Origin of the sequence: Haloarcula hispanica ATCC 33960 (assembly GCF_000223905.1) — an archaeon.
GTDB classification, from domain to species: Archaea; Halobacteriota; Halobacteria; order Halobacteriales; family Haloarculaceae; genus Haloarcula; species Haloarcula hispanica.
Map to the genome: position 1 here is coordinate 1,398,238 of NC_015948.1, position 12,746 is coordinate 1,410,983.

Consider the following 12,746-nt stretch of genomic DNA (forward strand, 5'->3'; position numbering starts at 1 on the left):
CAGGGATCATCAACGCGTCCGGCGCGGTCATCACGCTCGGTGGCCTGCTCCTGACGTTTCTCTGGCTGAACCACCTCTACCGGTAGTCACTCCGCCGTCGGTGACTCGACGCGTTCGCCGAACCACGCGGCCGCGTCCTCGACTAGCTCCTCCTCTGTTCCCTCGAACCGGACGGTTACGTGGTCGCCGGGATAGCTTCCGACCTTGACCGGGAACTGCTCCTGTACCTCCGCCAGTCGATCCAGCAGCGCGCTCTCGGGCTCATCGGCGTCGACGGTGCGAACGTACCGCTGCTCGCCGGCGAACTCACCCGCAATCTCCTCGAACATCCGCTTCATCTCGGCCGGCACGCCCGGTAAGACGTAACAGCTCTCGACGACACAGCCGGGCGCGACGCCCTCGTGGTTTGGCAGGACACGGGACCCCTCTGGCACCTCGCCGGTTCCGTCGGTCAGGTCCTCGCGCGTGTAGCCGCCATGTTCCTCCAGCCACGCGATGGCGTCCTCGCTCTCGACGACGTCCCGGCCGAACGCCGCGGCGACGGCTTCGATGGTTTTGTCGTCGTGCGTCGGTCCAAGGCCGCCGGTGACGATGACGGCGTCGAACTCCGCGTGGTACTCGTTGACCACGCGGGCGATATCCGATATCTCGTCGGGGACGACCGTCGTGCGGCCGACAGTGACGCCACGCTGCGCGAGCTGTTGTCCCAGCCACGCGGCGTTCGTGTTGACCGTCTCGCCACTGAGCAGTTCGTCTCCGACGGTGACTACCGCGACGCGCATACCGCCCGGTTGGACTGGGAGACACAAATACTGTCGGTCACAGAACGTGGTAACTGTGTATCCGTCGAATCGCAGAGAAATGCTCCGTCAGGGATTTGAACCCTAGTCATCACCGTGAGAGGGTGATATGATTGGCCGGACTACACCAACGGAGCGTACACAAATTCGTAGCGAGGAGATACGTATAATCATTGCGTTTCGGCCCCGCCCTGTGTTGGTTCCTCATACTGTTGGCTGTAACTATGGCACGGTATTCACAGTGGCAGAGTTCTGTACAGACGTACAGCCGGCAGTCTCACTCGTCGTCGAACGGCGAGCCAGCGGCGTCGGGCTCCTGACCGGCGAGGCTGATGATGTTCTCGCGGCCGACTCTGAGCTTCGAGATGTCGCCGTCGTCCTCCATGTCCGAGAGGAGCATGCTCACCTTCGACTTCGACCAGTCGGTGCTGTCGACGATGTCGACCTGTTTCATTCGGCCGCCGTTTTCCTCAAGCAGTTTGCGGACGCGGTCGCTGTCGGTGAGCAGTTCCTCGTCGGGGACGGCCGGTTCGTCTGGTGTGTCGGTGGCCGCCGCATCGCCCGGCGGAGCCGTCGACGACTGCTCCGTGTCCGTAGCGGCCGACGGTGACGCAGCGGGTGGTTCGTCATTGTCGGTTCCCAGGACCTGTCCCAGCGCGCCGGACCGCCACGCGGCCACGCCACCGGCGACGACAATGAGACCGACGATGGCGGCCGGGAGCATCCACGATGGCCCGCCGGCGGCCTCGGAAGGTGTATCACCGCCAGCCGTGGTGCGCTGCTCAGTACCAGCGCTCTGCCCGGTTTCGCGCGGTTGCAGTTCCACGTAGGGCCGGCGGTCGTTGAACGACTGCTCGCCGTTCCACGTAACGCTCTCGCTGTTTTTGAGCGAGTCCGGGGTACTCTGTGAGTCAGGTTCCGGCTTGACATTGACGAATGCCAGTTCGGGGCCGCGCTCGAAGACGAACGACTGGCTCGACCCGATGTAGAACCCGCCGTCGAACACGTCGCTGACCACGATGGAGTCGCCCTCGACGACAGCGAAGTTATGCCAGCGGAACGACATCCGAACCGTGCCGGTGTTCTGGAGCGGGTCGACCGATGCCGACCGGTCGTAGTTGGTCGCACTCATGTTCCGGCCAGTCACGTTCGTCCCGTACTGTGTCAGCAGCGTCGACTGCTCGACGAAATTCTGGTACAGCGGTTGCTCCGTCTGCTCGAACGCCTCGGCGAACTCCTCGAACTGCTGTTGGTCGGTGTCGTTTTCGAGCGGGGTCCTGTGGACGATTGCCCACTCGGCTGACCCGTTCTGATACAGCGTGACCTGGAACGTCGTCCGGTCGAACCTGTCGGGCGTCTGGACGCCGACGCTCTCGTCGGCCGGCTGTGACATCGCCAGCGGCGCGGCACCGCTCCCCAGCAGGAGAACCAGCACGAGACTGGCGACGACCAGGCGTACCATCTGTCGTATATCATCGATGGACCGCATAAAAGCGCTGTGAATAGCACCGTTCTCAGCCAGTATCCTGCCGGTGTCCGGTGATTTCTCGGTACGGGTACGACTCGAAGCGGTGGTGACCGAAACTGGTGGCGCGCGCTCTGCGGGCGCTCGAATTCATGATCCGCGCTGGGTTCGAAGTGGCTCTATTCGCCAGTCTGTACCGTGGTATCACTAATCTCTCGCTTGACACGCGACCATGGGAGGGGGCGATTCCTGTTTTGACAGCGGTGTCCTGGCTTCTACACGGTTATTTCGCACGAATTTCCGGTGGGTTATTTAGACAGGAGGGTCCAACGAACGGTAACCTATGGGAATTGCTGAGTTCGCAAGAGACGGCCGCGTGGTGATGGGTGACCGGCCGGGGGCAGCGGTGGTGGCCGCCGTAAGTGGCTTCCTCTTGCTGGATTTAGTTGCAAAGCTCGCTGGGACAACCGTGTTCTTCCTCGGGACCAGGTTACTGGGGGGGTCCCTCACCGTGGGCTCGTTGCTCTCGATGGTGGTGGACGGACTGCTCGTCGGACTGGCGGTCGGCCTCGCCGGAATCGGCCTGTCGATGACGTACAGCATCCTCGACTTCGCCAACTTCGCACACGGGGACACAGTGACGGTGGGGGCGTTCCTGGGGTGGGTCGCCGCGTACATCACCGCCGGTCTCGGGACCGGTGCCCCGATCGCAGAACTATTCATGCTCAACTCTGGACGGCAGTTGAGTACCGTTTCGACGTTCGTTCCGGTGCTTCTCGGTCTCGTCGTCGCCGGGGTCGGGTCAATCGGTATCGTGTTACTCATCGACCGACTCACCTATCGCCCCATGCGCGATACGGACAACATCTCCTTGCTGATCGCGTCAATCGGTGTCGCACTCGCATTGCGATACCTCATCGCGTTCGTCTTTGGAACACAGACCAGCGGGGTCGCAAGCGGCGGGCTCCGAGTGACGGTGTTCTCGATGATCTCGGTCACCGACAACGAAATCACCCTCCTGGTGGTGTCGCTCCTGTTGATGCTCGGCGTCCACCTGCTGCTACAGCGGACGAAGCTCGGCAAAGCGATGCGGGCGATGGCCGACAACGAGGACCTCGCACGCGTGACCGGGATTCCGACCGAGCGCGTGATCCGGCTCACCTGGATTCTCGGTGGCGGTCTGGCGGGCATCGGTGGCTACCTGCTCGTGCTGGAAAGCGGCACGATATCGTTCAACTTCGGCTGGATTCTGCTCCTGCTCATCTTCGCCGCTGTCATCGTCGGCGGTATCGGCTCGATATACGGGGCGATGGCCGGTGGGATCCTCATCGGGCTGGTCGATAGCCTGGCCCTGATCTGGCTGCCGTCCGGGCTGACGCGGGCCTCCGCGTTCCTGGTGCTCATCGTCGTCCTGTTGTTGCGCCCGTCCGGCATCTTCGGGGGGGTGTCGACAGCATGAGTACTGTTGACACTGTTCGAGACCGTCTGGACGCGCTCCCGGACGTGGGGCTGGTCGTCGGCTTCATCGCCAGTATCTGGGCCGTTATGCTCGTGCTGGCAATCGCTGTCGGCGGGGCGAACTGGGCGAACCTCGCCGCCGGCTTCATCGGCAGCGTGACCGTACTCATCGGCGGCTACGCAATCCTCGCGCTGGCACTGAATCTCCAGTGGGGGTACACTGGCCTGTTCAACATCGGCATTGCGGGGTTCATGGCCGTCGGCGCGTACACCACGGCGATTCTCACTGCGCCAACTGACCCGGCCGCCGGGGCGGTCCCTGGGCTCGGCCTCCCGCTGTGGGTCGGCCTCATCGGCGGTATGGTTATGGCCGCTATCGTCGGCGGTCTTGCGGCGCTCCCGGCGCTCAGACTGAAAGCGGACTACCTCGCTATCGTGACAGTCGCGTTCTCGGAGATAATCCGACTTGTCGTCAACTGGAGCGGCCTCGCCGAGTTCTCACTGTTCGGGGTGCCGGTCGGCACCGGCGGCGCGACCGGCATCTCGTTCAAGTCCGCGAACGACGTGGCGGCGACGCTCATCAACGGCGTCGGGCAGCCGATCGTAACCGCCGCGGAGGGCGTCGGCGTCTCCGGGCCGAACCTGGCGAATCTCACGTACGGAATACTCCTCCTGCTAGTCGTGGCCGGGAGCTACTGGGTGCTCGCCCGCATCACGAACTCGCCGTTCGGTCGCGTGCTGAAGGCGATCCGCGAGGACGAAACCGTGACTCAGTCACTCGGCAAGGATACCCGCCAGTTCAAAATCAAGACGTTCATGATTGGCTGCGCGCTGATGGGGCTGGCCGGCGTCCTGTTCCGCGGACAGGCGGGCTACGTCAGCCCCCAGCAGTTCAGACCGACGATCACGTTCTACGTGTTCGCGGCCCTCATCATCGGCGGCTCCGGGTCCAACACCGGCAGTATCGTCGGGGCGGCGACGTTCTCCGGACTGCTGTTCTATCTGCCGGCGCGGCTGGGGGAGAACGTCTCGCTGGGCGGCACTCGCGCACCCGGCAACATCGTCGACGCGGTCGCCGGGTTCGCGTCACTTGACCCGCTCCCCCTCCTCGCATACACCATTAGCAACGTCAGCACGCTCCGGTTCGTGCTCATCGGCGTCGTCCTGATATACATCATCCAGAACCAGCCAGATGGGCTGCTCGGCCACCGGAACGAACCCGCAACGAGCGTGAGTCTGGACAGACCGCAGTCCGGGTCCGGAGGTGAGGCCGATGAGTGAGCCCGACGTCGCAGAGCAACGGGAAACGGCCGTCACGAGCGACGCTATTGACTCTCCCCTGCTCGTAGTCGACGGCCTCCGCAAGGAGTTCGGCGGCGTCGTCGCGGTCGACGGGGCGACGTTCTCCGTGGCAGAGGGGTCGCTCACCGGCCTCATCGGCCCGAACGGGGCCGGCAAGTCGACGACGTTCAACTGTATCACCGGCATTCACGAGCCAACTGGTGGCCGGGTCACCTTCGACGGCCAGAACATTACCGGGCTCCCGCCGTACACACTCGCAAACCAGGGACTGGTCCGGACGTTCCAGATCGCCCGTGAACTGTCCGAGATGACGGTCCTGGAGAACGTGATGCTCGCACCGGGTGGACAAGTCGGAGAATCCGTCGTTCGCTCGGTGACGCCGGGACTGCGCGGGGACGTAATCAAGGACGAGGCGGCCGTCCGGGACCGCGCGTGGGAGACGCTGGAGTTCTTCGAGATCGACCACCTCGCCCACGAGAACGCCGGCAATCTCTCCGGTGGTCAGCGGAAACTGCTGGAGATGGCGCGGGTCCTGATGACCGACCCCGAGATGATTCTGCTGGACGAGCCGCTGGCCGGCGTCAACCCGACGCTGGAGGAGAAACTGCTGGAGCGGATTCACGAACTCCGCCGGGAGCAGGGGCTGACCTTCCTGCTCGTCGAACACGACATGGACGTCATCATGAACAACTGCGAACACATCATCGTCATGCACCAGGGGAGCGTCCTCGCCGAAGGGGACGCCGAGACTATCACGTCGGACGAGCGGGTACTGGAGGCGTATCTGGGAGGTGACGTATGAGCCAGCGCGCGACGGAGTCCGAGGCTGTCACGCTCCCTGACCCAGCCGAGCGACTCCTCGCCATCCGGAACCTCGATGCAGGCTACGGCGACCTGCAGGTCCTCAGCGACGTCCACATGGACGTTGCGGACGGCGAGTACGTCGTCATTGTCGGCCCGAACGGAGCCGGCAAGTCGACGGTGATGAAATCCGTCTTCGGCCTGACGACGTACATGGGCGGGGACGTCATCTTCGACGGGACCGACATCAGCCGGCGCAATCCCGACGAAATCATTTACGAGGGAATCAGCTACGTCCCCCAGACCGGCAACGTGTTCGGCTCGCTGAGCGTGCGCGAGAACCTCGAAATGGGCGCGTACATCCTCGATGAAGTCCCAGAAGACCGCATCGAGGACGTGTACGAGCGGTTCCCCATTCTTCGGGAGCGGTCCGACCAGTCGGCTGGGACGCTGTCGGGCGGCCAACAGCAGATGCTCGCCATGGGGCGGGCGCTGATGCTCGACCCTGACCTGCTGTTGCTCGACGAGCCTTCCGCCGGGCTGGCCCCGGACCTCGTCGACGATATGTTCGACCGTATCGACCGCATTAACGACGACGGGACGGCGATTCTGATGGTCGAGCAAAACGCCAAGGAAGCGCTCCGGCGGTGTGACCGGGGCTACGTCCTCGTCCAGGGACAGAACCGCTACGAGGACGAGGGGACGGTTCTCCTCAACGACGAGCAGGTGCGACAGGACTTCCTCGGCGGATAAAACGGGACAGCGGTTGCGGCCCCGTTACTGGTTCATCGCGCTGTTGATTTCGGACGTGTAGGAGGACTGCTGTTGCTCGAAGCCGACCTGGTTGACGATGGTCCCGCCTTCTGCTTCGAACGCGCCGGCGAACGCCTCCTGCAGTGCCTGGCCGTAGCTGTTGTTCACGTACAGCGTCGATGCGGTTGCGGCACCGAGCTCGTCCACACCGACTTGCGCCAGAACCTGTCCCTGCAGCGCGTCGCTGGGCGGGGTGCGGAACATGTAGTCGTTGTCTTCGAGGTCGGTAATCGTCGGCGACGTGGACGCTGGCGAACAGCCGACGACACCACTGTCGACGAGCACATTTCTGGCGACCTGTATCGACGTTTCGGAGCTGGCCGCTCCGGTAATCGACGGATATCCATCGCTGACGAGGGAGTTGGCCGCGTCGATGCCCGCCTGTGCCTGGGTCTGGGTGTCACCGACCTGGTAATCGAACTCGAAGTCGACCTCGCCTTCGAGTTGCAGGGCCGGGAGGATCGCCCCGTCGCGGATCGGCCTGCCGAGCGGCCCGAGATCGCCGGTCTCGGGCATCAGCACACCGAACCGGACCGTTCGTCCGGGGTCGCTCCCGGAGCCGTTCGGTTCCGGCTGCGGGATGTCGTCGCCCGCGTCGAAGTCGACGGTGTTGAGCGTATCGACGCCCCCACCGTCCTGAAAGCCGAAGACTTGGTACTGCGCCGAGGCCATGTCCCCGTTTTCGTCGAAGTCGACCGCGCTCGAAGCCCCCTCGTACTGAATGTTCTCGCCCGCGGCGGCCGCTTCGACGGCCGCTGGCAGTTCGGAGGGGCCGTACGTGTCGCCGCCCGGATTGGCGACGACACGCATATGATCTCGGACGGCCTGTCCGTCGTTTTCCCCGGCCAGCAGGTTGGCGAGAATCTGGACCGCTGTCGCATCGTAGGCCTGTGATGTGAACACGCCGGCCTCGTCGTAGTCGAACTCGGAGGTGAACTGCTCCGTGAACGTATCGACTCCGGGACCGGCCGCCGACGGGGCCGTGCCGCGGACGTTCGACATATCGTCGCCGACGTTACTCGGTAGCTCGCCGTCCTGCAGTCCGTCGGTGACGAGGATGTCAGCAGCGTCGTCGCCGTAGTCGGCGTAGAAGTCCTTGAACAGTTGCACACCGCTCTGTGGATAGCCGACGACCATCAGCACGTCCGGCGATTCCGGGCCGCTGTCGCCACCCGAGTCGGTCCCGGTACCGGTCATCCCACCATCACCGCCGTCGCCGCCGCCACCGTCAGTCTGTTCGGTTGAACAGCCTGCCAACCCACCAAGCAGACCCACGGTGCCTATCGCCCCAGTGCGCTTCATGAACGCTCGCCGATTGGTATCGCGACTCATACCACTTACCACTGATTCACATCTTATAAAACTATATCCTCCCGTAACCTTGCTGTTCCGTAGTCTGCTCCAGTCACGCCGATATTTTTTGTCGGCGGCGTTAGATATTAACGCCGGAGAAACCGCTATCGGCACAGACGTCACTCGGACTCTCAACACATCCGCGAAAAAACGTCGAGTGTCGCCCCTTATTCGACGCGGCCGACGACCTTGTCGTACTCTTCAGCGGCCTTGTCCCAGTCGACAACCTCGAAGAAGGCGTCGATGAAGTCGCCGCGAGCGGGGCCGTAGTCGTAGTAGTAGGAGTGCTCCCAGACGTCGAGCGCGAGGATTGGATGGGAGCCCCAGAGCGCGCCCTGGTCGTGTTTGTCGACCGGCACGTTGCGCAGTTGCTTGGCAACGGGGTCGTACACGAGCAGCGCCCAGCCGCCGGCGGCTGATGCGGCGGCTTCGAACTCGCCCTTCCAGCCTTCGTAGGACCCGAAGTCCTCCTCGATGCGGTCGAGGAGTTCGCCTTCCGGCTCGCCGCCGCCGTTGGGATCCATGTTCTCCCAGAACAGCGTGTGGAGATAGTGTCCACAGCCGTTGTGGGTGACGTTGCCCATCGCGGCCGCGCTCGAACCGAAGTCACCGGATTCGCGGTTCTCGGCGAGCGTCTCCTCGGCCGATTCGAGGCCGTTTACGTACCCCTGATGGTGGGTGTCGTGGTGCCAGGTGAGCACCTGCTCGGAGATGTGTGGCTCCAGCGCGTCGTAGTCGTACGGGAGCGGTGGCAGTTCGGGATTGGAATGTTCGGGCATATGAAAACGCCTCCATCAATACGTGTCGCGCGGCTGCCTGTTAAACGTTTAGGAGGCATTTGGTATCACTCTACAAGGACAGCGGGACGGGACCGTAACTGTCCGTTGTTGCACTGCCACATCTCGGCTCCGGCGCTGGTGTAAGTGTTCAGAAGAGTCCAGCACAGCAGAATGTTCCCATCCTAGTCGTCACCCCTGGCCCGCTCGAACATCGCCAGCGCCTGCTCGCGACGGTCGCTGTGCTTGACAACCGGGTCCGGATACTCCGGCGCGGCATTGCGCCGCTGCGTGAGCGAGCAGTCGTTCCAGTCGTGGATAATTTCCGGCGCGGCATCCCGCAGTTCCGGGACGTACTCCTTGATGTACTCGGCGTCCGGGTCGTAGTCTTCGCCCTGTGTCATCGGATTGAAAATACGGAAGTAGGGCTGAGCGTCGGTCCCTGTGGAGGCCGCCCACTGCCAGCCGCCGTTGTCGTTGGCCGTGTCGTGGTCGACCAGTTTCTCCCGGAACCACTCGTAGCCGTGCCGCCAGTCGATGAGCAGGTCCTTGGTGAGAAAGGAGGCGACGATCATCCGGACGCGGTTGTGCATGTACGCCTCTTCCCGGAGCTGTCGCATGCCGGCGTCGACGATGGGATAGCCCGTCTCGCCGTCCTTCCAGGCCTGCAACAGCTCTTCGTCGTTTTCCCACTCGATAGGGTTCTCGTAGGACTTGTAGTTCGAACTGACGACGTGCGGGTGGGCGAACAGTACCTGCGTGTAGAACTCCCGCCAGGCTAGCTGGGACTGGAACTCCCGGACTGACTCCCGTCGGTCACCGCCAGTCCCCTCTTTGGCGTCCTCGGTGCGGTCGTACACTTCGCGGATGCCGATGGTCCCGAATTTCAGGTGAGCCGAGAGCCGCGAGGTGCACTCGTCGGCCGGAAAGTCCCGGCGCTCCTCGTACTCGTAGACGTTCTCCGCGAGGAAGTCATCGAGCAGGGCCCGCGCTTCGTCGGTCCCCGCCGCAGGCACGTCCGCCTCTGGCTCATCGAAGCCGAGGTCGGCCAGTGTCGGGAGCGCGTCGCCGTCGACATCAGCCAGTTCGTCGGCTGGCGGGGGTTCGTAGGGAGTCGCTTTCTCTCGGTCGTGCCACTTCCGGCCGAAGTAGGTGAAGACGCTGTAGGGGTCGCCGTCGTTCGTCGTAATCTCGCCCGGTTCGTGCAACACGGCGTTCTGGACCGCCTCGCGCGCCACGTCCGCGTCGTCCAGCGCCTGCCGGACGGCGGCGTCGCGCTCTCGTGCGAGCCCGGAGTAGTCTTTGCCCCAGGTGACTTTTTCCGCGCCGTACTCGGCTGCGAGGTCCGGCAGGACGGCCGTGGGGTCGCCTTCGGCGACGACGAGGTCACTGCCGCGGTCGCGGTACCACTCGCGCAAACTGTCGAGCGCGTCCAGCATGAACGCGACCCGGGGCGGGCCGGCGTGGTCAAGAACGTCCCTGTCGAAGACGAACACCGGGACAACGGGGTCGGACGGGGTCGCCGCGGCGAGGCCGGCGTTGTCCGTCGCCCGGAGGTCACGGCGATGCCAGTGCAGGCGCATACCTAGTACACGGACTAGCCCGGGCAAAAGGTACTGCCCAACGATGTTGGTCTGGCAGGCGCTGACGGACACCACTGTTATCTTTCCGCCGGTCGAGAGCCACCACATGGAAGATGCGACAGTGACGCTGTCTGTCGACGACGGGATTGCCACAGTGACGCTGAACCAGCCGGAGTCGCGAAACGCTCTGTCGGCGGAGTTGGCCGAAGCACTCACTGCCCAGTTCGAATCGGTGACCGACAGCGACGCCCGGTGTGTCGTACTGGAGGGCGCGGGACCGGCGTTCTGTGCCGGCGGGGACATCAATGCAATGCTACAGGGAGTGAAGCACGACCGACCACCGGCCGCACAAGTCGAACTGGTGGTCTCGTCGCTCCACGAAGCGATCCGGACCGTCCACAGCTGCCCCCTCCCGGTCGTCGCAAAAATCGACGGCCCCGCCTTCGGTGCCGGTGCCGGTCTCGCGCTGGCCTGTGATATACAGGTCGCGAGCACTGCCGGCCAGATCGGCTTCGGCTTCCGCCAGGTCGGACTGGCGAGTGACTCCGGCGTCTCCTATTTCCTTCCGCGAATCGTCGGCCCGAACAAGGCCAAGGAACTGCTGTTTACCGGCGAACTGCTGGACGCCGAGGCGGCCGGAAAACTCGGGCTGTTTACCCGGGTGTTCGACGCGGAGACGTTCGAATCGGAGTTTTCGGAACTCGTCACGGACATCGCCGCTGGACCGACGGTCGCGCTCGGCCACGCCAAGCGGCTGGTCAACCGGAGTCTGGACAGTTCGCTGGAACAGGCACTCGAAAACGAAGCCACCGCACAGGGCGTCGCTTTCACGACCGACGACCACGAGGAGGGCGCAACCGCGTTCGTCGAGAAACGTGACCCGGAGTTCACGGGTCAGTAAACTGATTGCTGTGACCAGCGTCAGGACTGGTCCACCCGGCCACCACCGGAAAGACAGATGCCAGCTACGATCCATCTCACACCGGACCGAGCATCGACCGGAACCACGACTACCCGCTCTTTCACCCACAAGTGGAGGGCGACTGTAGCATGACCGACGACCCCCCGGACTGGGAGTTCAGCGAGCGGGACATGTACATTCTGCGCGAACTCTCGGCGGACCCACAGCGGTCGTCCCGCGAGCTTGCGGACTTGCTGGAGTCCGAGTACGGCATCGACGTGTCCCATGTGACGGTCAGCGAATCGATCCGGGAGATGCGTGACGCGGGCGTCTTCCGGGAGACAATCGTCCCGAACGAGGAACTGTTCAATTTCGCGCTGTTCGAGTTCAAGTTCAACCCCGAGCATTTCGCCGACTCCTGGCACGACGCGATGGTCGCCATCCGCAACGACCGACACACGCTGTTTTACTTCCTCTCCGACGGCGAATATCAGTGGAAGTCAGTGATGATGTTCCCGAGTCGGACGGCCGAATCCCGCTGGATACACGACTTCTACAAGGACCACGGCGACGTGATTCAGAACATCCGGAACTCAGTCGTCCACAACGTCCTGAAATTCAAGACGGACCCGGAGCTGTTCACCGAACTCGACGGGGAGCGGTCGTAACCAAGGGGGAGAGCGATCGTAACCAAGGGAAGACAGATCGAGATAAAGACGAGAGAGACTGCGACTCGATAGCGTCGTGCTTACAGTTTCCGCTCGGCGTCCTCGGCCAGTTCCTTCATTCGCTTGCTGACCCGGCCCGCGTCCGAGAACTCGTCTTCGCTCATCGCCGTCGCCAGGGAGTTCCCGAGCACGAACACGGCGTGTTTGTGCTCGCTTTTTGACTTGTGTACGTCCGATGGCCGCACGTCGAGTTCCTGATACGCGTCGAACAGGTCCGGGTCGACCGAGTCCATGTCGTCGCGGAAGTACTCCATGATCGTCACCATCTGCTCGTGTAGCTCGAGAAGCTCGTCTTTGTGCATAGCTATAGTATGCGGTGGCACGTCCATAAGAATTGCTTGAGAAGGGATACCAGACGCTCACGCCCGTATTTTCAGAAGACGTACTCGTCGTCGTGGCCCATCATGCCGTCTTCTTCGAACCCTGGCTCCTCGTCTTCGTCCTGTGGTCCGGAGGTTTTGTACGCCTTGAGCCCGGTCGACAGGAGGTCCTCGATGGCTTCCTCGCGGTTGAGGAACTCGCCTTTCTCGACGAGCTGCGCGATCTGCATCTCCAGGTGTTCCGGGATATTGATCTCTACCTTAGGCATCGCAACATAGGGGGCTTCGACTATGCCCTATTTAAACCTGACGGGGGTGTGTTCGCAGATTGCAGAATTACAATTGTAGAACCGTGATAGGAAATTCGTAAACTCGGAGATTAATTTCCGCGAATCTGAACCAATAGCCGGCAGAGTACGTGGCGGGCCAGAACGGCGTGAAATCGA

At 63.1% G+C, this 12,746-nt stretch carries 13 protein-coding genes and 1 tRNA gene; 6 read left to right on the forward strand and 8 right to left on the reverse strand.

Going from position 1 to position 12,746, the window contains the following annotated elements:
- Positions 1-86: 86 nt before the first annotated feature.
- The 3 genes from HAH_RS07105 to HAH_RS07115 all read right to left on the reverse strand — a co-directional run bounded on the left by HAH_RS07105 (position 87) and on the right by HAH_RS07115 (position 2,289).
- A complete protein-coding gene (locus HAH_RS07105) occupies positions 87-782 on the reverse strand; it encodes a competence/damage-inducible protein A (RefSeq protein WP_008309260.1) in 696 nt (231 codons plus the stop codon).
- Between the two features lie 80 nt (positions 783-862).
- Positions 863-937, reverse strand: a tRNA-Glu gene (locus HAH_RS07110).
- A 140-nt stretch (positions 938-1,077) separates the two neighbouring features.
- Positions 1,078-2,289, reverse strand: coding sequence for a helix-turn-helix transcriptional regulator (locus tag HAH_RS07115; RefSeq protein WP_014040302.1), 1,212 nt, complete (start codon positions 2,287-2,289; stop codon positions 1,078-1,080).
- A 319-nt stretch (positions 2,290-2,608) separates the two neighbouring features.
- On the opposite strand from HAH_RS07115, the gene HAH_RS07120 reads away from it, so the two are divergent.
- The 4 genes from HAH_RS07120 to HAH_RS07135 are packed head-to-tail and all read left to right on the forward strand — an operon-like array spanning position 2,609 to position 6,579.
- Positions 2,609-3,724 (forward strand): branched-chain amino acid ABC transporter permease, encoded by a 1,116-nt coding sequence (locus HAH_RS07120; protein WP_014040303.1) that lies wholly within the window; start codon positions 2,609-2,611, stop codon positions 3,722-3,724.
- Positions 3,721-5,004: a branched-chain amino acid ABC transporter permease gene (locus tag HAH_RS07125; protein WP_014040304.1), complete on the forward strand. Its 1,284-nt coding sequence runs from the start codon at positions 3,721-3,723 to the stop codon at positions 5,002-5,004. Before HAH_RS07120 ends, HAH_RS07125 begins: the two co-directional genes overlap by 4 nt.
- On the forward strand, positions 4,997-5,827 hold the full coding sequence (locus tag HAH_RS07130) for an ABC transporter ATP-binding protein (RefSeq protein WP_014040305.1): 831 nt from the start codon (positions 4,997-4,999) through the stop codon (positions 5,825-5,827). Before HAH_RS07125 ends, HAH_RS07130 begins: the two co-directional genes overlap by 8 nt.
- On the forward strand, positions 5,824-6,579 hold the full coding sequence (locus HAH_RS07135; RefSeq protein WP_014040306.1) for an ABC transporter ATP-binding protein: 756 nt from the start codon (positions 5,824-5,826) through the stop codon (positions 6,577-6,579). Before HAH_RS07130 ends, HAH_RS07135 begins: the two co-directional genes overlap by 4 nt.
- A 24-nt stretch (positions 6,580-6,603) precedes the next feature.
- Here the strand turns inward: HAH_RS07135 and HAH_RS07140 are convergent, their stop codons facing one another.
- From HAH_RS07140 to HAH_RS07150, 3 genes are all read right to left on the reverse strand, one after another.
- Entirely contained in the window at positions 6,604-7,971 is a 1,368-nt protein-coding gene (locus HAH_RS07140; RefSeq protein WP_014040307.1) for an ABC transporter substrate-binding protein, read from the reverse strand.
- A gap of 188 nt (positions 7,972-8,159) precedes the next feature.
- Complete coding sequence (sod, locus tag HAH_RS07145; protein WP_008309249.1) at positions 8,160-8,771, reverse strand: superoxide dismutase; 612 nt, start codon at positions 8,769-8,771, stop codon at positions 8,160-8,162.
- 182 nt (positions 8,772-8,953) lie between these two features.
- Positions 8,954-10,351 (reverse strand): cryptochrome/photolyase family protein, encoded by a 1,398-nt coding sequence (locus HAH_RS07150; RefSeq protein ID WP_014040308.1) that lies wholly within the window; start codon positions 10,349-10,351, stop codon positions 8,954-8,956.
- A 43-nt stretch (positions 10,352-10,394) separates the two neighbouring features.
- Between HAH_RS07150 and HAH_RS07155 the strand changes: the two genes are divergently transcribed.
- Complete coding sequence (locus HAH_RS07155) at positions 10,395-11,252, forward strand: enoyl-CoA hydratase/isomerase family protein (RefSeq protein ID WP_014040309.1); 858 nt, start codon at positions 10,395-10,397, stop codon at positions 11,250-11,252.
- A gap of 149 nt (positions 11,253-11,401) precedes the next feature.
- Positions 11,402-11,920 carry an Lrp/AsnC family transcriptional regulator gene (locus HAH_RS07160; protein ID WP_014040310.1) on the forward strand — a complete coding sequence of 173 codons (519 nt, stop codon included), beginning with the start codon at positions 11,402-11,404 and terminating at the stop codon, positions 11,918-11,920.
- Positions 11,921-12,000: 80 nt separating this feature from the next.
- Here HAH_RS07160 and HAH_RS07165 read toward each other — a convergent pair whose 3' ends face one another.
- On the reverse strand, positions 12,001-12,282 hold the full coding sequence (locus tag HAH_RS07165; protein ID WP_004517945.1) for a UPF0058 family protein: 282 nt from the start codon (positions 12,280-12,282) through the stop codon (positions 12,001-12,003).
- Positions 12,283-12,353: 71 nt separating this feature from the next.
- A complete protein-coding gene (locus HAH_RS07170) occupies positions 12,354-12,569 on the reverse strand; it encodes a ribbon-helix-helix domain-containing protein (protein ID WP_004517946.1) in 216 nt (71 codons plus the stop codon).
- Positions 12,570-12,746: the final 177 nt, after the last annotated feature.